Raw genomic sequence first — 22,781 nt, forward strand, 5'->3', positions numbered from 1 at the left:
GGCATACTGACCACCTCCGGGTAATATTTGTGTTGTAACTTATATTTTACACGGAAAAAGTCAGCGTGCCATATTTATTTTTTGGTAATAGTACCAATTCAACTTTTTATTTTGCAGAAGTTAAGTATATAATTTAAAACAGGAAGTGACTATACGTGAAAAAGATGTCTAGTGGAATAACTAATTCCAAAATAAAAACCAATCACCAAAGTTACCCAACCCTCAATACTAACAAAGTAACCTTGGTGATCTTATTTACCCAACCTGTATCTCTAAGTCATTTAAGCTCTATATTGAATTTTAAATCTTCCCTTAGCTTATAATTTTCCAAAGGGGTAGTGCATATGGTGTATTCCTCATCAGGATTAAGAGAAGAAAAATCCAGTGTAAATGTGTTTGGATTGTTTTTATCCTTTACAATATTGTTGTATGGACTTAGTGGCTTAAGTAACTTATTTTTAGAGTCCTTTATAAAAAGTTTTTGGCCTTGAAAATTAGGGAATTTTCCGTCCACCGTGTACTTAACTGTAGTTTTGGTGCTTGAAGTTTGTATTTCAGTTATAGTGAGTTTACCAAAATTGCCCTGAGGGAGAACTAAAGGCAAGGTGCTCTTTAACGGAGCTGAGTTGTGCTTAAGGCCTTTAGGAACTACATCTTGAGCCATATCCTTCATAGATTCAGAACCAGATAGTTCGCTAGTAAAATCGCAAGGAATTACAGTTAAATACTTAGGAGTTCTTTGTAGTGCATCTAAATCCAAGGTGTATTTAAACCCTTTAAAAATATCAGTGCTGCTATAATGACTACCTTTAAATTTCACTTCATTTCCTTTATCATCCAAAACAAACCAGGTATTATGATCCCAAAAGTTATCATTATTGCCATCCTCAGCTGAGGGTTTATCCCTATGACCACTAATAAAAATTGATGTGTTTATAGGGGTTAGAACTACTTTATCTATGGTTATAGAACTATTTTCATATTTTATACTTTTATTTGGATGAAAGATTTTTGTATGTTTAGCTATTTTGTCTTTTGAAACAGAGAATTTAAAATCCCAATTGCCGTCTATTCCTAAAATAGATTTAATATTAATACTTATATCCAATTTATTAGGTAGTTTTTTATTTTTTGTATCTAAGGTAGCTATAGTTGTCAATGTGTTTTCGTCTAAAAAGTCGCCATTAGCACCTCCAGCTAGAGTGGATATTTTTCCATTTATCTTAATATAATTTCCAAGGAAAGGCCAGTCATAGTTGCCGCTTTCCATACGTTTTTTTACATCAGCTCCTTTTAAGGTATAGCCTATCATAAGACCAGAGTCATCGTATATAGCATCATGTATGGTCATGGTAAGACCATTAAAAGTTGCGGTTTTGCCTATCATTTGAGAATATTTGCTATAGTCTCCTCCGTAGCCTAGTTTCTTATTTATGATTTCTATAATGGAATTTAAAACAGGAACATTATCCGCGAAAGTTGGATTTTTTATGCCTACTCCTATTAGGCAACAAAAGCCTACTGCCGCTGCTGCAGCACCATATTTAAGCTTTTTTAAGCGCTTATTTTTGCTGCTATTTACCTGACCTTTTAGGTTATTTATAATTTTCTTTTTAGAAAACTCGCTCATATCCGCATCTATAGAATTAAATTGATTTTCATCCATTTCTATTCCATTTAGTAAATTCAATATGTCTTTTTCTTCTATATTAGCATTCATTAAATAATTCCCCCTTTAAAGCGCTAAACTTTTTCTTTAAGGATTTTCGTCCTCTTGAAAGTCTATTATCTACTGCAGAACGTCTAATGGAGAGTTTATCTGCTATATTTGTTATTTCCTCGTCCAAGAAATATCTCCTTATAAATATTTCTCTGTCTACAGGGTCCATGGAATTTATAAGTGCAAGCAATTCCTCTCTATTTTCTTTTTCTATTATTATTTTTTCAGTATTTTCATCATCCGCCAATGAATAATCATCTATACATTCTGGATTTGCCTGTCTGCAGATTTTTCGTTTATAATCAATAGCTTTGTATTTGGTGACTGCTATTAGCCAATTTTTAAAGTTGCCCTTACTTTGGTCAAAGCTATCTATATTGTTCCATAGGCATAAAAACACATCATTGACACACTCTTCAATGCAGCTAATGTCATTGCCTCTATAGAGAACGCTATAGGCAACCTTGTATACTAAGTTTCCATAGGTATTTACTATAAATTCCAATGCCTTGGAGTTTTTCTTTTTAATTTGGTCTATAAAATTAGAGTCATCTATCCGCATTTTGTTAACCTCCTTGAGAAGCTTCTCAACTATATATACGTGAGGTAGGGGGAAAATCTATCAATTTTGTGGGAAGTTTTAAATTTAAAATTATAATTTGAAATTTAAATTATGATTTGTATATTGATTTTTATAATTGCAAAATTTAATATGCAAAAACTTAATATATTAATATTATAACATTTATATTGTAAATCAGTAAAAAACTACTAAAGGTACTTCGCCAAAGGTATTTCTGGCTTAGCTAATTCTTTGCAAATTCTCATGCCATTTCAGCTTAACCGTCCCAACTTTTCCGTTTCTACTTTTGGAAATTATGTTTTCGATAATATCCTTTTCTTCGCTGTCTTTATTGTAGTAGAAGTCTCTGTAGAGAAACATTACTAAGTCCGCATCTTGCTCTAGGTTGCCGGATTCTCTTAGGTCAGAAAGCATGGGTCTGTGGTTTGCTCTGGCTTCTGGAGCTCTTGATAGTTGAGACAGGGCAATTACGGCTACATCTAGCTCCTTGGCAAGAAGCTTTAGGCTGCGAGATATTTTGCCCACCTCAATGCTGCGGTTTTCACTTCTTTCACCGGAGTCTATTAGCTGCAGATAATCTATGATCACTAGGTCAAGGCCCTTTTGTAGCTTTAACCTTTTACATTCGTTCTTTATATCCTTTAGCACAAAAATGCTGTCATATATGTGTAGGGGACAGGAACTTAAAGCACTGGCGGTATTTATAGTTTCCACCCATTGCTTGTCTGATAGGTCCGAATATTTTATATTGTCACAGGGAATAGCGGAACATATGGAAAGGGCTCTTTCAAGCACGTGCTCTTTAGACATTTCCAAGTTGAAAAAAGCCACTCTTTCTTTTTTTCTTGAAGCTACATTTAAAGCTATATTTAGTGCAAATGAGGTTTTCCCCATGGAAGGTCTTGCAGCTAGTAAAATAAAATCCTTGTAGGAAAGGCCGCCTAGCATATAATCAAGGTTTTTATAACCAGTGGATATGCCCCTTATGCCGCCGCCTTTTTTATATCTAAGTTCCATGTTGTTGATTACGGATTCTAGAGCAGGTACTAAGTCACCATCGTCTTGCTTTTTTACATTTTTTAGTTTGAAAAAGTTTTCTTCCATATAGTTCATGATTTTATCTGAGCAGGAATTTTCCTTTTCAATAAGATTTATTCCGTTTTTCATAAGAAGCTTTAGTTTTCTGTTTGTGGATTTTTCCTTCAGGGTGGCAGCATAATAATTTATATTAAATGTTGGCAGAGCGCTGGATACTATGCTGCTTATATAGGAAATTCCACCGGCATCAATAAGGGAGGAGCCTAGTTTTTCGCAAAGGGAAGTTATCTCTATAGCCTTGTTTTCCTCAAAAAGCTTAATTGCAGCGGAAAAAATCAACTTGTGCTTGCTGTCGTAAAAGTCCTGGGGTTCTAAAATATCTATAATTTTTAGCATATAATCATTTTTTAGTATCATAGCGCCTATAAGTTCACTTTCCATTTGAAGATTATAAAATTTATTCACTTCTTCGCCCCCTATTCATCTTTATTTTCGAATTCAGGAATTTCCACATAATCATAGGCAGATACATTTGGAATGCAGTAGTAATTTCCGTTGAAATCCCTGTAATTTCCGTCATTGCAGTCATTAGAGTTGCTGCTGTAATTCTGGTAATTATTGCTGCTATAATTTTGGTGATTATCAGGGTTGTAGTCTTGATGATTATTAGCATTAAAACCTTGGTGATTGCTAGCGTTATAGCCTTGATAATTACTATTGCCATAACCTTTGTGATTACCAGTGAAATCTTCAGAAGAGTAATCTTTGAAGCCTTTGTTTCTGCTTTGCTTTTCATTCCATTCCCTTTGGTAATTTTCTACTTGGGCTTTGGATTTAATTCCTAGAGAAAGCCAGTTGTTTAGTATGCAATTAATATAGCTCATGCTTCTTGCGTTGTGATTTACAGCCTCTAGTATGGCTATTTCCATGGCTTCAGGATCTATGTCCTTTGACCAATCATAAAGTTTTACATATTCTAAAGGGGTTATGGGATGAATGTTGCTGCTAAACAGTTTTATAAGGCTTTTAAATGCAGGGTCCAAGGTCTCAAAGGCGCTGCTAGACTCTAAAGGTATAAGAGGATCTTGGGCTTCGGCAGTATGTTCAGTAGCATCTGAATAGTTTAAAGATGCATCGGTTGAGGTATCTAGGGTATTTAAAGCAGTGCTTGTATTATTTATGGTGTTTGAAATGCTTGATTTTGTAGCATCGGGTATACTTGGAGTATTTATAGTGCTTGTGAAATTTATAGTGATAGAAGTGTCTATAATATTATTTTCAGTATCTATGGTTTTGGAAGTGTTGCTTACAGAATTCAGTTTTATACCTTGAAATAGCTTGTCTAAAGGGTACTCCTCATCTGCACAAATATTATAGAATTTTTGTAGAAAGTCCTTACTTACCACTTTTTTAAGCTCGCCATTTAAGCTTTTTATATTGTTTGGGCTGTTTATAAAGTTTTCCCTTATCCAGTTTGTTATCATAATTTCCTTTGAGCTTTCAGAGTATTCTATGTACCCACACTCAGTGAGTCTATTTAAAAGATTGTCCACTTCACCTTCATTAAAGCCAGTTTCAAAGCCCATGGTTTTCTTGGATATTTGATAGATGCCGCATTGATTGGTATTAGGGTTGGTCATTGTGTAAATATAAAAATACCTTTCCTCAGGGGTTAGGTCTACTACAAAAGCATCTCTCCAAAAGTTTATATAAAACATTCTAAATACTGCCATGATTATCCCTCCAAATTTATCATCCTTTAATCACAAAGAAGCAATTATAGCTTTAGCACCGTCTTTTGCAACATCACTAGTGCTTAAACCGTTGTTTATGTATAGCAAAAATAAACAGAGCTCTTAGCTTCAGATGGATTTTTTGCCCCAGCTGAAGGTTAGAGAACGTTATCCAGGGACGTAGCTGGCGTTAACTCGCACTTTGTTAAAAGTGGGAGTGTTACGGCAGGTAGTCATCGGATAAACAGAGCTCTTAGCTTCAGATGGATTTTTCTCCAGCTGAAGGTTAGTCATGGGATAAATTTACTTCTTTAATAACTAAATATGCATTTGGTTATTTTATTCCACTTTTTAATAAGCTTTTAATAAAACTTTTGATGAATATTTTAATAAGCTTTTAATAAATTTTTTGATGAATGTTTTAATAAACCTTTTGAGAAAAATATTTGAAAAGTTTTTAGCAGCAGCAAAAAAGTATTTATGGAGGGAACTATTATTTTTTATTATGCTGATGATTATTTTTTATTAATTATATTTTTTATTAATTATATTTTTTATTATTTGTATTAATCTTATTTCTTCTTTTTATTATTATTATTATTTTAATAATAGGATTGAAGGGGCTAGGAAGGGGGTATAGAGGGGATGAAATTGGTAGGAGATAGGAATTAGAAGGGTAACTCTACTACTATTAATTTACTATGTTTAATTAGCAGCATGTATGGTAATATAATTAATATATAGAGGATTTTTGACCTAGTTGTGCGGAATTATTCCATCCTCTATAAGTGGGGTGTAGTTCACAGAAACATAGAATTCATAAAATCATATAGTTTATGGAATATCCATTTAAAGAAGACAGGGTTATAGAGATTAAATACCTAATCAAAAATGGGAAGTGATTATACATGAAAAAGATGCCTATTGGAATAAGTAATTTTAAAGAAATAATTGAAAAGAATTATTATTATGTAGATAAAACATTGCTTATTAAGGAAATATTAGATGATGGTTCAAAAGTAATATTACTAACGCGACCAAGACGTTTTGGAAAAACTATAAATATGAGTATGTTAAAGTATTACTTTGAAAACACAAAAAAGGATAATTCTTATTTGTTTAAGGATTTAAAGATATTTAGTCAAGGAGAAATGTATATAAAAAACCAAGGGAAATATCCAGTTATATTTATTACTTTAAAAGATATAAAAAATAGCACATGGGAGATGACTTATAGCAAAATTAAAGCATGTATAGAAGAGGAATATGACAGATTTGCTTTTTTAGCAGAAAGTGATCGACTAACAGAAATTGAAAAGGAAATATTCAGTAAAATAAGAAGGGGAATAGCTAAAGAAAGTGAATATGAAAATTCTTTGAAATACTTAACAGAGTATTTAGATAAGCACTATGGCGTTGCACCGATTTTGCTTTTAGATGAATATGATGTACCAATTCAAAGTGGTTACGTAAATGGTTTTTATGATAAAATAATAGAATTTATACGTAATTGGCTAAGTGGAGCTGTAAAGGATAATAATCACATTAGTTTTTCAATTATGACAGGTATACTCAGGATTGGTAAAGAGAGTATATTTAGTGGAATGAATAATCTTAAGGTGCGTACTTTATTGGATAATCAATATAGTGAATACTTTGGATTTACGGAAGATGAAATAGTAAAAATGCTAAGAGATTACCAAAGAGAAAAAGAATTTGAAGTAGTAAAAGAATGGTATAATGGCTATGTTTTTGGGGAAACACAGATATATAATCCTTGGTCCATAATAAATTATATTGACAATAAAAGTAGTAATCCTCAAGCTTATTGGCTTCATACTAGTAGCAATGATGTAATACATGATGTAATTAAAAATTCGAATACAAGGATACAGGAAAATCTTATAAGGTTAATGGAAGGTTCTGTGATTGAAGAATTAATAGATACAAATATAATTTATAAAGATATTTATAAAGAGGATAATTATTTGTTTAGTTTTTTACTTCTTGCAGGTTATTTGAAGGTAAATGAAGTTCGTCAAAATGAATTTGGGTTTACAGTAGCTAGATTATCTATTCCTAATAAAGAAATCAGAACTGTTTATAGGCAAGAAATAATGACACAAATATCAAATGGAATAAATCCTATGGAACAAATTAAGATGGTAAAATCTCTAGTTTTAGGTGATGTTGATACTTTTGAAAAAATATTTACCAGCCTTTTATTGAAAACAACAAGTTTTCATGATAGCCCAGAAAGTTTTTATCATGGATTTATGCTAGGAATTACTACACTTCTTATAGATAGCTATATTATAAAATCTAATAGAGAAAGTGGGTACGGTAGATTTGATTTAAGTATGGTACCTAGGGAAAAAGATAAACCAGCAGTAATTATGGAATTCAAAAAAGCAAATAGTAAAGAAGAGTTGGATGAAAAAGCTAAGGAAGCATTATTGCAAATAGAAGAAAAGCAATATGAAACAGATATTTATGATTTAGGAATAGATAAAATATATAAATATGGAATTAGTTTTATTGGGAAAGAGTTTAGTATATCAAGGAACAAAGCATAAGTTAACAACAAAGATGGATAGATATGGGGACGGTTAACAACTTTTAGCTTTAGATTTAGCTAAAAATTGTTAACCGTCCCCTTAATCTTTAGGGTGGAAACCTAAACATCAAATCCCTCACGAAGCTACCGTTGCTTGTATCAGTGGTAATTTACTACTCATATGTTTAACTCATTATTATTTAAAGTTCTCTTATAAAAAATTGTAAAACAAACTATAGTTGAGAGAGCAGCTAATATATCTGCCACTGGTTCAGCCATCAATACGCCCTTAAGTTTATTTTCAAAAAATATAGGGAATATAAAGATGAACGGTATAAGGAGTATTATTTTTCTAAGTAATGCTAACAAAAGTGATATTTTTGCCTGTCCCAGAGCAAGAAATGTCTGCTGACATGCAATTTGTGCTCCGAATAAAATGATTCCGCCAAAGAAAATTTTCATACTCCAGGAGGTAAATTCTATCAATTGAGGGTTACTTCCTAGATTGAAAATCTTTAATATATTTACAGGCCTATAAATAAGTATTATATCACTTATTTCATGTTATTAAATTTAAAAAATTGTGAATTTTAGTGGTTCAACTATTTTTTTTACTATGGTAAAATTTAAATTAAGGAATGTATAAAAAGAATAGATAAAAAGAATAGATAAAAAGGGTGATTGTACTTATGATAAAATTTATAGCAACAGATATGGATGGCACATTGATAAAAGACAATGGAAAAATAAATGAGCAGGTATTTGATATAATTGCTAAGCTTAATAAGAAAAATATAATATTTGCAGCAGCTAGTGGAAGGTTTTATCCTCAGCTTAAGGTTAACTTCCAAAAGGTTAAAAGTGATATGATATTTATAACTCATAACGGGGCATTTATAAGATATAACAATGATGGTGAAGTTATTTACTCCAAAAGCATTTCACAAGAAAATGTTAATAGGATAGTAGAATTAAAACCTAATTTAGGTGAAATTGTGATTTTGGGCACAGAAAATGCCGCTCATATAGTAAATCCATCACCGTATATGATGGACGTTTTTGGGGCGGTTCATGTGCCGGTAGTGGTGTTAAATTCTTTTAGTCAACTAAGGGAACCGGTATACAAGGTAACCTATCATATGCCTAATGGAGTAAGTGAAGAGATGATAAGTTATTTAGAGAAAAACCTAAATGATGATCTTGAATTTGTTGTATCCGGAAGTAAGTGGATAGACATAATGAACAAAGGGACAAGCAAGGGAAGTGCTATAAAAATTATTCAAGAAAAGTTTAACATAGATTCTAAGAACACAATGGTTTTCGGAGATTATTACAACGATTTATCTATGTTTGCCGCTGCCCACTACAGTTACGCCATGGGTAATGCTCCGGAAGATGTGAAAAAAGGCGCCAACTTTGTGGCAAAGACCAATAATGAAGACGGAGTATACAATGTTTTAAAAGAATATGCTTAGGAGGAAGCACCAACCAATCAAATCAAACCAAGGGGACGGTTAACAAGTTTTTAGCGTTAAAAAGGCAAAAGGTAGAGAGCTACAATCTTTAGAAGAGGTAGAAGATGGGGACAGTTAACAACTTTTAGTTAAAATTAAAGGCTAAAAGTTGTTAACCGTCCCCAATTTATTTGTTTATCTAGCACTGTAACAGTATAATAAAATTAGCAGTATAGTGAAAATATAGTAAAAGCGGAATGTAATATAAATAAGTATGGTAGAATAAATAGGTAAAACAGATGAAGCACAGGAAAAATGGAGGTTTTAGTATGTACAAAATAATGATAGTGGAAGACGAGGCTAAAATAAGAGATATATTAAAGGCATCTATTGAAAAATGGGGGTTTCAGGTGCATTGTGCTGAAGATTTTGGAGATATATTTCAGGAGTTTTCCAAAATCAAGCCTCAACTGGTAATTATGGATATAAACCTTCCAGAGTATGATGGATTCCATTGGTGCAGTAAAATAAGAGAGATATCAAAGGTACCAGTGTTATTTTTATCATCCAGGAGTACAAATATGGACATTGTTATGGCTGTAAATATGGGGGGAGACGATTACCTTACAAAACCTTTTTCAATGGAAGTGCTTATGGCTAAGATAAATGCACTTTTAAGGCGGGCATACTCCTATACAGAAGCAACTACGAATACTCTAAATTATAAGGAGGTAGTGCTTTCACTAAAAGATAATATGGTATATTACAAGGAGGAAAAGCTGGAACTCACAAAGAATGAGTTTAAAATACTTTATGTGCTTATGAAAAATCATGAGAGCATAGTTAGCAGAGAAAAACTTATGCAGGAGCTTTGGGAGCATGAGAGCTTTATTGACGATAATACATTAACTGTTAATATAAATAGGCTTAGAAGAAAGCTTAGTGAAGTTGGTATTGAGGAATTTATAAAGACAGTAAAGAATCAGGGGTATATGGTGAAATGAATTTTGTAAAATATTTAAAAGAAAACTTTAGATTGTTGATTTTTTATATTTTTTTTATGACATTTATATTTATGACTACTTACCTTGATAGAAGCAACAGAATGTTAAAGTCCAATATGCTGTATATAATTTTTGTGTCACTTTTTATGCTGATTATATATTTTGTGTGGGATTATAGCGTGAAATACAGATATATAAAGAAGCTTCTTAAGTTTAAAAGTAATAAGGAAAAAGTGCCGATGTTCCCTAGGCCTACTGAGTATAAGGATGAAGTTTATGCGGAGATTTTAGAGGATTTATATAAATATTATGTTGTATCCTTAAGGGATATGGAAAATCAAGTTGTAGAGGATAATGAATTTATGACCGCCTGGGTGCATGAGATTAAAACTCCTATAACTACTTTAAAGCTTCTGACGGATAACGTGGATAATAATGGAGAAAGTTTATTATCTCTTCAGGAAGAAATTGATAAAATAGATGATTATGTTGAAAAGGTTCTTTACTATTCACGAAGCGATAACTTTTCTAAAGATTATATTATATCGGAAGTGGTTTTAGATAGTGTTGTGAAGGAAAGTGTAAAAAAGCACTCTATAATTTTCATAAGAAAACATATAAGTTTTGTTAATAATGTAGATTCTAATATGTGGGTGGATACGGATAGAAAGTGGATTCTTTTTATAGTGGATCAGCTGATTTCTAATGCACTTAAATACACCAATGAAAACCCAAAGCCAATGGTTAAGGTCAGTACAGTGGAAAATGAACGAGAAAAGATTTTGATTGTAGAGGACAATGGAAGGGGAATTAAGAAGGAAGATATAGAAAGGTTATTTACAAAAGCCTTTACAGGAAGCAACGGAAGAAATTTTAACTCAAAATCCACAGGTATGGGATTATACCTTTCTCAAAAATTGGCTAAAAAATTAAATCACTATATAACTGTAGAATCCCAGTATGGAAAGGGTACTTGTGCGTATGTGCATTTTCCCAAGTGGGAAAATTAGCACTTTGGAAAGAAGAGTAGTATGAAAGTATAAATCGTATGCTAATATGTGATAAGCATAAGCATAAGCAAAGATGGGGACGGTTAACAACTTTTAGCTAAAATTAAAGTCTAAAAGTTGTTAACCGTCCCCGATTTATACCCTAAAAAACATCAATATTACAAAAATGTAAGTTTAAAGAGCAAAATGTAAGGTCAAAAAATGGCTGAGCATTTTGCTTTTTTATATAATATAGTTGTAGATGAAGGAGCCATAATGAAATTAGTTGTCTAGTGTGCTAGTGTGCTAGTTGGCTAGTAAATCGAGTTTAAGTAGAATGGGATAAGGATAAAGAAATTAGTTGGCTAGTTAGTTGTCTAGTGTGTAATTAACTAGTAAGTATATAGTTGTGGATAAGTTAATAAGTTTAGGCGTATAGTTGGGGACAAGTTGACAAGTTAGGGAAAAGTAGAGGATAAAATAGAGAAAAAGTAGGGGATGGTTAATAAGTTTTAGAGCTTGGAAAGGGAAAATAAATAGTATAGAGAGGAAGTTTGTATAGGCAGTAGTAGGTAGGGGACGGTTAATAAGTTTTAGGTCTCAGAAAGTAAAATAAATAGTATAGAAAGGATGGTTGTAAAATGGAAGTATTAAACATACAAAATTTAAAAAAAGTCTATGGTTCAAGATTTGGAGGGGTAAAATATACTGCCTTAGATAATATAGATTTAAAGGTTAATGAAGGTGAGTTTGTAGGCATAATGGGACCATCAGGTTCAGGAAAAACAACTTTCTTAAATGTTATTTCTACCATTGATAAACCTACATCAGGTAAAGTGGAGATAGATGGACGAGATATATCGCAGCTTAAGGAACCTCATTTGTCAGCATTTAGAAGGGATAAGCTTGGATTTATATTTCAGGATTTTAACTTGCTGGACAATATGACACTTAAGGAGAATATTGTACTACCTCTTGCTTTAGCAAACACATCTTATGATGAAATACAAAAGAGATTGAAAGAAATTACGTCTAAGTTAGGGATAAGTGAAGTTTTAAATAAACATCCCTATGAAGTATCTGGTGGACAGAAACAGCGTGCTGCTGCGGCAAGAGCCATTATATCTAATCCATCACTTATATTAGGAGACGAGCCAACTGGTGCTTTGGATTCAAAATCCTCCAAGGAACTTTTAAGTGCTATGCAATATCTTAATGAAAAAAACAAAGCCACAATACTTATGGTAACACATGATACATTTGCTGCATCCTATTGTAAGAGAGTTATATTTATAAAAGATGGGAAATTATTTAATGAAATATATAAGGGAGATATGTCCAGAAAGGACTTTTATCAGAAATTATTGAAGGTGTTGTCTGTAATTGGAGGTGACATTGATGAAAATATTTAGTATGGCCATTAGGAATATTAGGAGCAATTTTAAAAATTATTGGGCGTACTTTTTAAGTTCATCCTTCAGTGTTTTTATTGTTTATCTTTTTATGTCCATTTTGTATAGTAAAAATATACAGGATAATTTAGGTGGAGTAAAAAATTTTATAACACTTTTTAATGTGGGAGCCACTATGATTGCACTATTTTCAGCCTTTTTCATATGGTATTCTAACTCATTTTTTATTAAATCAAGAAAAAAGGAATTTGCTACATATATGCTGTTAGGTATGTCCAAAAAGCAAGTATCTAGATTGAATTTTTTAGAAAATATATTGATAATGCTAGCATCCCTAATAACAGGGGTTGTACTAGGATTGGTATTCACGAAGTTTTTTATTATGCTTCTATTTTTTATAATTAAGGTTTCAGCAGATGTGCCATTTCAGTGGAATTTAAGGGCATTAAAAATTTCTGTTTTAATATTTTTAGGAATTTTTGCGGTAATAACATTGCATGGTGCATTTGTGGTAAGAAAAAGCAACCTTATAGACCTTTTTAATGCATCAAAGAAGGTGGAAAAGGGGCTTAAGGTATCTTTTGTTACTATTATACTTAGTATATTAGCTATGATTTGCATGGGTTCAGGATATTATATAGCTATTAAAAAATTGCCTACAGATATTACAAAGTCACCTGTAGTAGTGATTTTAGTTGTAGTAGGAATAATATTATTTTTTACATCTACAACATCTTTAATAATTCATATGAATAAGAAAAATGAGAGGAAGCTTTTCAAAGGTACAAAACTTATATCAGTGTCTCAATTATATTATAGATATAGAGGTAATGCAGGTACACTTAGCACAATAGCAATAACTACAACAGTGGCTCTTTGCGCCCTTGTTACTTGTGTAGGAAGTTATACAAAATGTGAACAGAATTCAAGATACATGAGACCTCTATCAGTAGAATATTTTAATGTGGACAAGGCTCAGAGTACTTTTGATGGCATATTAAAAAACCATAATGAAATATCAGTTAAGCATAAAGATAGTATTGAGTTTCTTAACATTGTAGAGATTGATAAAAGTTCAGAAATAGCACGAGGTTTTTATGTAATAAATGAAAGTGAATTTGATAAATTAAGTGAGCATCAAGGCATTGAACGTAAAGCTAACCTTAAATCTGATAGTGATTGCTATTTTATTCAAATTAATAATTTCGTTGAAAATGAAGTATCTACAAATGAAAAAATTAGTTTGAAAGTTGGAAAAAAGGACTATAAAATGACTGTGGTAGGCTCAGATGGAAAGCCATTTATATCGTTGGACCACTTTAATAAGACTGTGGTAGTTACAGATAATGTATATAATGAAATGAAAAGTAGTGTTAATAAAAGAAGCATTATTAATATGACAGGATATACTTTTGAAGATGATTTTTCTTCTGGGAAATTTGTAGCTGATTTAGCTAAAAACATGTCTAAAGATAGTGGACTGCGTACATTTTACGATCATTATAGCGATGGATTAAAGCTTTTAGGAATGATGGCTTTCATAGGACTATTTATAGGAATATTATTCATCATGGCTACAGGAAGCATAATATATTTCAAAATGACCATGGAAGCTAGAGAAGATAAGAGTAAATATAAGACTCTTAGAAATATAGGAGTAAGTAAAAAAGAAATAAAGAAAGCAATATCAAAAGAATTATTAGTGCTATTTGGAGCGCCACTTGTGGTTGCAATTATAAGCACATATCCTGCAACCTATGCTCTTGAGAAGATGCTTTTACTTGACCTTATGAAGAGTTACGCAGTAATAGCCCTTGTATATGCTGCAATCTATTGCTTGTACTACTTTGCTACCTTGAATTCCTACGTAAAGACTGTGGAATAATAAGGGGAAATTGGAGAAAAACATGGGGACGGTTAACAACTTTTAGCTTTAGAAGGGAAAAAGTTGTTAACCGTCCCCATTGTTTGTTTATGTTTATAAAATGCATTTACCTTGAAGGAATATTCAAAATATATTTACAATTATGGTGTATTAGGCTATAATATGGTAACAAATGAATAGTCAAAAATCCTAAGAAGAGGAAAGTAGCCATGAGGATTCTTACAGCGAGCAGGAACAGAGTGGAAGTCCTGCAAGAAAGATTATGGTGAAGAGAACCTTGGAGGAGCTGCCTGAGCAGAGCATGCCTTTAGTATAGGTGAATTTGTGAGGGCAAGCCGCAAGCTGCGTTAAAGTTTTGAGTGGACTATGTTTAGTCAATTTGAGTGGTACCGCGGAATTACACCCGTCTCTAAGTAAAGAGATGGGTTTTTTTATTGGAGTAATTTAGATAAATTTCATAATTCAAGTGATGTAATACCTTTTGTAGTATAATCATATGCTTTAAAATTTTAGAAAGCTAAAGAGTTATTTACAACTAAATAGTAAAAAGTAGCTATGAAAAAAGTATTAAAAAATCTTTGTGTGTTTAAACATTAAAAAACAAAAGTATTAAAAACTTTGTGTGTTTGGATGTATGTTTAAAGATTAAAAAAAGTATTAAAAATTATTGGAAGGTGAGAATATGGAATATTTAATCAAGAAATTAAATAATCTGGTTCAAGAAAAATTCGAAAAATGCGGATATGATAGAGAATATGGCAGGGTTAATGTATCAAACCGCCCTGATCTATGTCAATTTCAATGCAATGGAGCTTTAGCGGCGGCAAAAAAATATAGAAAACCGCCTATTAAAATTGCAAATGAAATTGTAGAGGAATTAAATAATATTGAGGCCTTTGAAGTGGTTACTGCTATTATGCCTGGTTTTATAAATATTGTTCTAAAGGACAGTTTTATAATTGAGTATTTAAATGATATGCATAATGATAAAAAACTCGGCTGTACGGAGGCGGCAGAACCCTTAACTATAATTGTTGATTATGGCGGAGCGAATGTTGCGAAACCTCTTCATGTAGGGCATCTTCGTGCAGCAATAATTGGTGAGAGCATAAAGAGAATTTCTAGGTTCTTAGGGCATAAGGTCATAGGAGATGTGCATCTAGGGGACTGGGGATTGCAGATAGGCATGGTAATTTCTGAGGTTCAAAGACGTAAGCCTGATTTGCCATATTTTGATGAAGGCTTTAAAGGAGATTATCCAAAGGAGGGTCCTTTTACTATAGATGAACTGGAGGAAATATATCCTGCAGCAAGTAAGTTAGCTAAAAGTGATGAAAATGCTATGGAACAAGCTAGAAAGGCAACCTATGAACTGCAAAATGGAAGAGCTGGTTATGTTGCTCTTTGGAAACATATTCTCAATGTTTCTGTTGCAGACCTTAAAAAGAATTATGGCGAGCTAAATGTTGAGTTTGACCTGTGGAAGGGAGAAAGTGACAGTCAAAAATATATTGGAGAAATGATAAATTACCTTAAAAAAAATAAATATCCTTATGAGAGCCAAGGAGCCTTAGTCATTGATGTTGCTAAGGAAGGTGACACTTATACAATACCTCCATTTATACTCCTTAAATCTGATGGAGCCACCCTTTATAGTACTACCGACTTGGCTACTATATGGGAGAGAATTAAGGAATATGATCCGGACCAAATAATTTATGTTGTTGATAAAAGACAGAGCTTGCATTTTGAGCAGGTTTTTAGATGCGCAGAAAAAACAAAAATTGCAAGTGAAAAGTTAAAACTTGACTTTATAGGTTTTGGTACGATGAACGGTAAAGATGGAAAACCTTTTAAGACAAGAGAGGGCGGAGTAATGAGGCTTCAGGATTTAATAAAAATGATAAAAGGTAATGTAAAGGGAAAATTAAAAGAGACCAAGTCCATTGATGAAACTGAAATGGAGGAAATTTCAAGGAAGGTTGGGTTAGCTGCCTTGAAATATGGGGACTTGTCAAATCAAATTACAAAGGATTATGTATTTGATCTAGATAGATTTTCATCCTTTGAAGGAAATACAGGTCCATATATACTATATACAGTAGTGAGAATTAAGTCTATTTTAAATAAAAGTGCTGATGAAATATGTAAACATGGAGCTAAATTCACTAAGCCATATAGTGGAGTAGAAAGAGATTTAATGTTAAAGCTTTCATCCTTCAATGAAACAGTGGAGCAGGCCTTTGCATATGAAGCACCAAATAGAATTTGTGAATATATTTATGAAACAGCTAATTTGTTTAATAAGTTTTACAATGATAATAAAATTATTTCAGAAGAAAATATAGATAAAAAGATGTCCTGGATAAAGCTTTTATTACTTACTAAGGATGTTTTGGAGACAGGACTTGATCTTCTTGGAATGGAGGCTCCAGAAAAAATGTAGTGGCACCCAGTGATATCCTCAATTATTAAATTTTCAATTTTTAAAACAACTTTAATTGCTCAATTTCCTCATGGTAATAGGCAGCCTTTATTTGGCTGCCTAGAATGGTAATTCCATGCGAATGGAAAATTTATATAATAGGCATATAAATTTTACACTATTAGGAGCGGTGGTGTATAATAATATTAGATATATAAATAAGTTATGGATGACAGATAAATAGGTAATAAATTAAAGAAGATATATTTTATCCGATGACTACCTGCCGTAACACTGCCACTTCTAACAAAGTGGGAGATAACGGCAGCTACGTCCCTGGATAACGATCTCTTAGCTTCAGTTGGAGTAAAAACTCCATCTGAAGCTAAGAGCTCTGTTTATTTGTGAAAAATTAAAATTTTAAAAAATGCACCCTTGGGGTGCTTTCATTCATGGAGGAGTAATATGGTTAATAAATATTATACTAAGGGTGAGGAGATTGCAAATGCAGTAATACATGGAGTGGGTACACTTATAGCTATTGCGGCCCTTGTAATTCTCATTGTTTTTTCGTCTATATATGGGGATGCTTGGTATGTGGTGTCTTTTACAATATTTGGTTCTAGCCTTGTGCTTTTGTATTTATTTTCAACTTTGTATCATAGTATACAGTCTAAAAAAGCGAAGAAAGTGCTGAGAGTATTTGATCATTCCTCTATATTTGTATTAATTGCAGGCACATATACTCCATACACTTTGACTGTTTTAAGGGGCCCTTTGGGATGGACTATATTTGGAATCCAATGGGGACTTGCAGTTTTGGGAATAATTTTTAAGGCAATTATTTTAGGAAAACATGAGGAGCTTGAGGATGGAAAGCTAGGTAAAATTTCAACAATAATTTATATAATTATGGGGTGGTTCATAGTTATTTCACTAAAGAAGCTTTATTTTTCTATATCAACCATAAGCTTGATTATGCTTGTAGCTGGGGGAGTTACCTATACCGTAGGCGCGTTTTTTTATTCTAAGGACAATTTGCGTTATGCTCATCCTATTTGGCATGTTTTTGTGCTTGCAGGAAGTATGTGCCACTTTTTTTCAGTGTTGTTTCTTTTACCTTTTAAATAGGATGAGGGGATGAACTGTTGCAGAATACTTAATAAACTTTATAAAAGTATACTAATTTTTAACAAGGATACAACTACTAAATTTGTGGTATAATATATTTAGCTATTGTGAATCCCATACATTGCGAAAGTGATGTAATCATAGAGTAGAATCTTGAGGGTGTTAGTGTGAACAAACAGCGAAAACCAAGCAAAATTAGTAAATACAAGATATTTCACTTAAAAGAAAACTTGTATATGTAGGGCGCGTTGTATCCGAATTTACGCCTTTGGAGTGTTATAACAAACGAAAGTAGCTTTATAGCAAAATCGGACACGTTGAATAAGGAATTAAACATACTTTATAGAGTTTTATAAGGTTTTGGCAACGGAACAAAATAGTATGAGCTTTATGTAAAAGGAGCAAAATATTTTAAACAAGAAGCTTATAGTTTAGTGTAGGTTAAGGAAGGTAGATATCCTAGGAGTTATTGGAGTTTGCTGAATTATTAATATCTTAAATAAAATAATTTTTAAAATAAGTAAAAAATTTAAAATAATTTTTAAAATATGTTGCTTTGTATAATAAGGTGTGGTATAATGAATTCATTGCTTAAATGAATAGTGAGTAATATAACACAGATATATTTCAATTAGTATTATGATTAAGTACTTTATTAATCGAAATTTTATTAGTGCATTATTACAAGAAGTTTAAGGAAAATAAAATTTCGGAGGTACAGGTTAAATGACAGGTACAGTTAAATGGTTTAATTCAGAAAAAGGATTTGGATTTATTACAGGAGAAGATGGAAAAGACGTTTTTGCACATTTTTCTCAAATAAATACAGATGGTTTCAAAACTCTTGAAGAAGGTCAAAAGGTTTCTTATGACGTAGCTCAAGGACAAAAAGGACCACAAGCAGAAAATATTACTATACTATAATTTTTAATTAGTGAAATATTTTACCCTCTAAATAGGATGACTATTTAGAGGGTTTTTTATATTGTAATAAATTATTAAATCATTAAATGGTTAAATAATTAAATGGTTAAATAATTAAATGATTAAATGATTGAATGATTAAATGATTAAATGATTAAGTGATTGAGATATTTGCATAATTAATAAATTAAAAGTATAGCCACAATATATCGTATTCCGATAATTGATTCTATACCATATATTCATAGGATTTTATTTTAAAAGGAATTATGCAATTTCTTCGATTAAATAGTTAAATAAATAATTAATACATTGTTAATTACCATCGAAACGAGTAACTATGGATTATGTGCAGGAAGTAGAAAAAAATTTGTTCATTATCAATGTTGTAAATGATATAATTAGGAATACATTAACAAAAAAACATAGGAAACGAGGCAGAGACTAATGATAAAAAAGAAAGTTATAATTGATTGCGATCCAGGCATAGATGATGGATTTGCACTTGTTTTGGCACTGAAATGTGAGGAACTTGATATCCTTGGAATTACAACTCTTGGAGGAAATATCCAGGCCATTGCCGCTGCTAAAAATGCTTTGAAGATATTGAAGCTCATGGGTAGATTAGATATTCCAGTTTATATGGGAGCAGAGGGACCTTTAAAGAGAAAGCTTGTCACTGCTAAGGAAGTGCATGGTAAGGACGGCTTGGGCAATGCATTTTTAGAGGAAGCAGATGAAGCTTTAATTCATAATAATTCAGCTGATTTTATATTGGAAACCCTAAGAAATAATGAAGACGTGAGCATAGTTGCTTTAGCGCCATTAACTAATTTGGCTATTGCTATGGAAAAGGACATGGAAACTTTCAACAAGGTGAAGGAAATCGTATCCATGGGCGGAGCATTTAGAGTGCCTGGAAATTGTTCACCTGTGGGAGAGTTTAATTACTGGGTGGATCCGCATGCAGTACAATATGTTTTGGAAAATATCAAAGCACCTTTTACCATGGTGGGACTGGATGTTACTTCTAAAGTGGTGTTAAAGCCTGAACATATGGAGCTTTTCAGACATTTTAACACTCCAGTTTCAAAGTTTTTATATGATGCTTCAAGATTTTATTTGGATTTTTACTGGGAGCATGAAAAGATTATTGGATGCTTAGTTCATGATGCCTTGGCCTTGGCATATTTTGTAGACAACACATTGGCTGATGGCTTGCATTCTTATGTGCAAGTTGCTACTGAGGGTATAGCCATGGGGCAAACCATTGTGGACGAAAAGAATTTTTATAAAAGAAATCCTAATTGTCATGTTTTAACTAGAGTCCATGCCGATAAATTTTTTGATATGTTCTTTAACAAGGTTTTTCCCGAGTTTAAGTAAGAAAATAACGGGGACGGTTAACAATTATTAGCTAAGATTGATGGCGAGAAGTTGTTAACCGTCCCTAGTTTTTTAGAACTAATGAGAAAGTTTTTAACTGTCCTAAAAAGTTACCCTTCTATTGGCTGGGTTTTAGGGGCAGATTTATAAGCAAATTTGGTTAGCACATAGGATAAAATACCAATTATTAAGCAGCTTAAGGCAAGGTATTTGAAAATAATGGGGATAAGTATTTTATCCGCTAAGGCACCAAATATTACTCCAGATAAAGGAGAGCTTATTAAACAAATCATAGTTATTATGGAGCCTACCCTACCTAAATAATTTATATCCACAAGCAACTGAATTTCTGTAAAGCTCCAAACACCTATGAGAGATAAGATTAAACCACAAATAAAAAACATAAACGCAAAGTAAAAAGGAGTAATTAAGAGGGTACTAAATCCTAGAGCTATAGCGAAAAATGATAAGCCAAAAAGATAAACATGGTGGAGTTTGATTTTGGTTTTTACTAATACAGGATATAGTATGGTTCCAATTAATGCGCCTACAATTGTAGCAGTGGAAAAGTAGCCGGCCCAAGTGTTTGAAACCTTTAGAACTTTGTTTATTATAAGCGGAATATAAGTTTCAAGAGGAGTGCTTAAAAATTGAGCTAAAAGTACAACAAAAAGAATAACAACAATTAAATTATTTTTAATAACATAAGAAAAGCCACTTTTAAGTTCCTGTATGAAGTTAGTTGATTCTTCATGCTCTGTTTTCTCCATATTAGGAATAGTAATAATTATAGCAGTAATAGCTGATAGGAGAAAGGTTAAGGAGTCAATGATAAAAAGAGGTTCTTTGCCTATGGTTGTCATAATGATACCGCTTAAACTATAGCCAACAATTCGCATGATATGGTTTAAAGTAGTACCAACGCTATTGGCTAAAGGCATATTTTCTTTACCTACAACTAGTACAAAGGTTATGCCTACTGTTGGTTCAAAGAAACTTTCAGCTATGGATACCATTACGGAAATTAAATAAATATGCCATAGTGCAATGGAGTTTGTGTACATTAAAATGGGAATAATTAGTATGCATATAGTTCTTGTGATTTCAGCAATGAACATAATTTTCTTTTTATTATACTTATCTGCAACCACACCAGCAAAAGGGCTTATTATAGCATTAGGAAGAACGCTAAAAAGCATTAAGCTTCCCATTGCAAGTCCAGAACCGGTTAAGTCATAGACAAGATAAAGAAGGGCAAGAGTTTCAAGAGCATCTCCAGACCTAGAAAAAGCTCTTGAAATTGTCAATAACATAGCGCTTCTATTTTTTAATAATGATTTCATATTTACAGCCCCCATTTTTATTAATATTAAATATCGAGTAATAAATTTTATTTAATGTTATCAAATTTTTTTATAGTTAATAGGCTACAAAAGAAAGGTTGAGAATCTTTAGTTCTTTTTCTACTTTTTATGTAATCTACGCACATATCATGTAATTCTCTGGTTTCAGCAGGAGTTAGATATCCCTCTAGATTGCTTACAAGTCTTCCTGCATCCTGGTTTGGAGTGGCGTTGTCCCTAAAATCATCAAGGTTTTTTATTATTTCTTTGGTTATTATCCCTATGAAATCCTCTTGTCCATCATCATAAACATTATTTTTGCTGGTTTTAACTACTTGATCTACGTAAAAGTTTTCAGCGGTAGGTAAATAGTATTTTTCTGTTATACCAGAATTATCTTTAGTTTCTACAATTTCAAGCACACCTATTTTTTCAAGCGCTTTTACATGGTAATGTACTTTTGACGGAACTTGCTCAAGTTTATCCGCCATTTGCTTTACAGTTAGTGGAATTTTTCCTTGATTAAATAAATTTATGATTTTAAATCTAAAAGGATTTGAAAAAGTTTTAATTTCCTGTGGTGTGGTTAAGCGTTTGTTTTTTAGCATGATTTATACCTCCTTAAAACCGTTAGTATGTTGGTTTACTAAATTGTTTATTTGTATGTAAATATATGTATGTAAATATCTGTATTTAAATATATTTACATATGATAAAAAATTATTTTATGATTAAACCACAAAATAGTACAATGAGGAGAAATTTCATAACGCAGGTGATGTAATGATTTTGTGGGATAATTCTTTTATAGAAAATATGTTTAAAACACTGTTGTTTATCTTAGCGATATTTTATGAATGGGCAATTTTTCATTGTCTAGCTATTAATATTAAGAAAAATATATTTATTGATAAAATTTATTTTATTGATAAATATATTTTTATTATACGATTCAAAATGAGATTTGTGAAGAGTCTTTTCGAAATTTTTAGATTTTCGTTTATAATTTGCATAAAAGTTTTTATAATTCAGTCCGTAGTGCATCAAAATAGGAGCGGGAGCAAAGGGGACGGTTAACAATTCTTAGCTAAGATTGATAGCTAAAAGTTGTTAACCGTCCCCAGTTTTTTCCCAGTTTTTTCTGTGAATTTTCAACATTGATTTAACTAAGAAGCCCCACTTCAGCCTGAGCAAGTG

16 protein-coding genes, 1 pseudogene and 1 other annotated feature are annotated in these 22,781 nt (G+C 32.0%); of the genes and pseudogenes, 10 read left to right on the forward strand and 7 right to left on the reverse strand.

The annotated features are described in order from the left end of the window. Positions 1 to 277 precede the first annotated feature (277 nt). The 4 genes from FGK85_RS09560 to FGK85_RS09575 all read right to left on the reverse strand — a co-directional run bounded on the left by FGK85_RS09560 (position 278) and on the right by FGK85_RS09575 (position 5,074). Entirely contained in the window at positions 278 to 1,720 is a 1,443-nt protein-coding gene (locus FGK85_RS09560; RefSeq protein WP_138206011.1) for a DUF4179 domain-containing protein, read from the reverse strand. Further along, positions 1,710 to 2,282 (reverse strand): sigma-70 family RNA polymerase sigma factor, encoded by a 573-nt coding sequence (locus tag FGK85_RS09565; RefSeq protein ID WP_138206013.1) that lies wholly within the window; start codon positions 2,280 to 2,282, stop codon positions 1,710 to 1,712. The genes FGK85_RS09560 and FGK85_RS09565 overlap by 11 nt, the downstream gene beginning before the upstream one ends. A 240-nt stretch (positions 2,283 to 2,522) precedes the next feature. After that, positions 2,523 to 3,806 (reverse strand): replicative DNA helicase, encoded by a 1,284-nt coding sequence (gene dnaB, locus FGK85_RS09570; RefSeq protein ID WP_138206015.1) that lies wholly within the window; start codon positions 3,804 to 3,806, stop codon positions 2,523 to 2,525. Between the two features lie 11 nt (positions 3,807 to 3,817). Next, positions 3,818 to 5,074 carry a DnaD domain-containing protein gene (locus FGK85_RS09575; protein WP_138206017.1) on the reverse strand — a complete coding sequence of 419 codons (1,257 nt, stop codon included), beginning with the start codon at positions 5,072 to 5,074 and terminating at the stop codon, positions 3,818 to 3,820. A 908-nt stretch (positions 5,075 to 5,982) separates the two neighbouring features. Here FGK85_RS09575 and FGK85_RS09580 point away from each other — a divergent pair. Next, positions 5,983 to 7,650, forward strand: a complete 1,668-nt coding sequence (locus FGK85_RS09580; protein WP_138206019.1) for an AAA family ATPase — start codon at positions 5,983 to 5,985, stop codon at positions 7,648 to 7,650. A gap of 158 nt (positions 7,651 to 7,808) precedes the next feature. Here FGK85_RS09580 and FGK85_RS09585 read toward each other — a convergent pair. Further along, a pseudogene (locus FGK85_RS09585) lies at positions 7,809 to 8,147 on the reverse strand (MATE family efflux transporter); the annotation flags it as partial. 173 nt (positions 8,148 to 8,320) lie between these two features. On the opposite strand from FGK85_RS09585, the gene FGK85_RS09590 reads away from it, so the two are divergent. The 9 genes from FGK85_RS09590 (at position 8,321) to FGK85_RS09630 (ending at position 20,241) form a co-directional block, all read left to right on the forward strand. Continuing rightward, on the forward strand, positions 8,321 to 9,106 hold the full coding sequence (locus FGK85_RS09590) for an HAD family hydrolase (protein WP_138206022.1): 786 nt from the start codon (positions 8,321 to 8,323) through the stop codon (positions 9,104 to 9,106). Between the two features lie 308 nt (positions 9,107 to 9,414). Continuing rightward, positions 9,415 to 10,089 carry a response regulator transcription factor gene (locus tag FGK85_RS09595; protein ID WP_138206025.1) on the forward strand — a complete coding sequence of 225 codons (675 nt, stop codon included), beginning with the start codon at positions 9,415 to 9,417 and terminating at the stop codon, positions 10,087 to 10,089. A 179-nt stretch (positions 10,090 to 10,268) separates the two neighbouring features. Continuing rightward, on the forward strand, positions 10,269 to 11,099 hold the full coding sequence (locus FGK85_RS09600; RefSeq protein ID WP_243122853.1) for a sensor histidine kinase: 831 nt from the start codon (positions 10,269 to 10,271) through the stop codon (positions 11,097 to 11,099). A gap of 620 nt (positions 11,100 to 11,719) precedes the next feature. Next, the gene (locus tag FGK85_RS09605; protein ID WP_138206032.1) at positions 11,720 to 12,490 is read left to right on the forward strand and encodes an ABC transporter ATP-binding protein; all 771 of its coding nucleotides are present in this window, start codon (positions 11,720 to 11,722) and stop codon (positions 12,488 to 12,490) included. Beyond that, positions 12,477 to 14,375, forward strand: a complete 1,899-nt coding sequence (locus FGK85_RS09610) for an FtsX-like permease family protein (RefSeq protein WP_138206034.1) — start codon at positions 12,477 to 12,479, stop codon at positions 14,373 to 14,375. The genes FGK85_RS09605 and FGK85_RS09610 overlap by 14 nt, the downstream gene beginning before the upstream one ends. Positions 14,376 to 14,557: 182 nt before the next feature. Next, positions 14,558 to 14,789: a binding site (T-box leader), on the forward strand. A 268-nt stretch (positions 14,790 to 15,057) separates the two neighbouring features. After that, positions 15,058 to 16,821: an arginine--tRNA ligase gene (gene argS, locus FGK85_RS09615; protein ID WP_138206037.1), complete on the forward strand. Its 1,764-nt coding sequence runs from the start codon at positions 15,058 to 15,060 to the stop codon at positions 16,819 to 16,821. 444 nt (positions 16,822 to 17,265) lie between these two features. Continuing rightward, positions 17,266 to 17,931 carry a PAQR family membrane homeostasis protein TrhA gene (gene trhA, locus FGK85_RS09620; protein WP_138206041.1) on the forward strand — a complete coding sequence of 222 codons (666 nt, stop codon included), beginning with the start codon at positions 17,266 to 17,268 and terminating at the stop codon, positions 17,929 to 17,931. A 726-nt stretch (positions 17,932 to 18,657) separates the two neighbouring features. Further along, positions 18,658 to 18,855 (forward strand): cold-shock protein, encoded by a 198-nt coding sequence (locus FGK85_RS09625; RefSeq protein ID WP_138206044.1) that lies wholly within the window; start codon positions 18,658 to 18,660, stop codon positions 18,853 to 18,855. 447 nt (positions 18,856 to 19,302) lie between these two features. After that, positions 19,303 to 20,241 carry a nucleoside hydrolase gene (locus FGK85_RS09630; protein WP_138206047.1) on the forward strand — a complete coding sequence of 313 codons (939 nt, stop codon included), beginning with the start codon at positions 19,303 to 19,305 and terminating at the stop codon, positions 20,239 to 20,241. Between the two features lie 110 nt (positions 20,242 to 20,351). Here the strand turns inward: FGK85_RS09630 and FGK85_RS09635 are convergent, their stop codons facing one another. Then, a complete protein-coding gene (locus FGK85_RS09635; RefSeq protein WP_171011382.1) occupies positions 20,352 to 21,584 on the reverse strand; it encodes an MFS transporter in 1,233 nt (410 codons plus the stop codon). Between the two features lie 47 nt (positions 21,585 to 21,631). Continuing rightward, positions 21,632 to 22,192 carry an ArsR/SmtB family transcription factor gene (locus FGK85_RS09640; RefSeq protein WP_138206051.1) on the reverse strand — a complete coding sequence of 187 codons (561 nt, stop codon included), beginning with the start codon at positions 22,190 to 22,192 and terminating at the stop codon, positions 21,632 to 21,634. Positions 22,193 to 22,781 lie beyond the last annotated feature (589 nt).

The sequence above is a fragment of the Haloimpatiens lingqiaonensis genome, from assembly GCF_901447495.1.
GTDB classification, from domain to species: Bacteria; Bacillota; Clostridia; order Clostridiales; family Clostridiaceae; genus Haloimpatiens; species Haloimpatiens lingqiaonensis.

Bases quoted from the DNA above. Each gene is read 5' to 3' on its own strand.
- argS (WP_138206037.1), top strand. From the start codon at position 15,058: ATGGAATATTTAATCAAGAAATTAAATAATCTGGTTCAAGAAAAATTC.
- FGK85_RS09590 (WP_138206022.1), top strand. From the start codon at position 8,321: ATGATAAAATTTATAGCAACAGATATGGATGGCACATTGATAAAAGAC.
- trhA (WP_138206041.1), top strand. From the start codon at position 17,266: ATGGTTAATAAATATTATACTAAGGGTGAGGAGATTGCAAATGCAGTA.
- FGK85_RS09630 (WP_138206047.1), top strand. From the start codon at position 19,303: ATGATAAAAAAGAAAGTTATAATTGATTGCGATCCAGGCATAGATGAT.
- FGK85_RS09560 (WP_138206011.1), bottom strand. From the start codon at position 1,720: ATGAATGCTAATATAGAAGAAAAAGACATATTGAATTTACTAAATGGA.
- FGK85_RS09575 (WP_138206017.1), bottom strand. From the start codon at position 5,074: ATGGCAGTATTTAGAATGTTTTATATAAACTTTTGGAGAGATGCTTTT.
- FGK85_RS09605 (WP_138206032.1), top strand. From the start codon at position 11,720: ATGGAAGTATTAAACATACAAAATTTAAAAAAAGTCTATGGTTCAAGA.
- FGK85_RS09595 (WP_138206025.1), top strand. From the start codon at position 9,415: ATGTACAAAATAATGATAGTGGAAGACGAGGCTAAAATAAGAGATATA.
- FGK85_RS09625 (WP_138206044.1), top strand. From the start codon at position 18,658: ATGACAGGTACAGTTAAATGGTTTAATTCAGAAAAAGGATTTGGATTT.
- FGK85_RS09610 (WP_138206034.1), top strand. From the start codon at position 12,477: ATGAAAATATTTAGTATGGCCATTAGGAATATTAGGAGCAATTTTAAA.
- FGK85_RS09565 (WP_138206013.1), bottom strand. From the start codon at position 2,282: ATGCGGATAGATGACTCTAATTTTATAGACCAAATTAAAAAGAAAAAC.
- FGK85_RS09640 (WP_138206051.1), bottom strand. From the start codon at position 22,192: ATGCTAAAAAACAAACGCTTAACCACACCACAGGAAATTAAAACTTTT.
- FGK85_RS09580 (WP_138206019.1), top strand. From the start codon at position 5,983: ATGAAAAAGATGCCTATTGGAATAAGTAATTTTAAAGAAATAATTGAA.
- FGK85_RS09635 (WP_171011382.1), bottom strand. From the start codon at position 21,584: ATGAAATCATTATTAAAAAATAGAAGCGCTATGTTATTGACAATTTCA.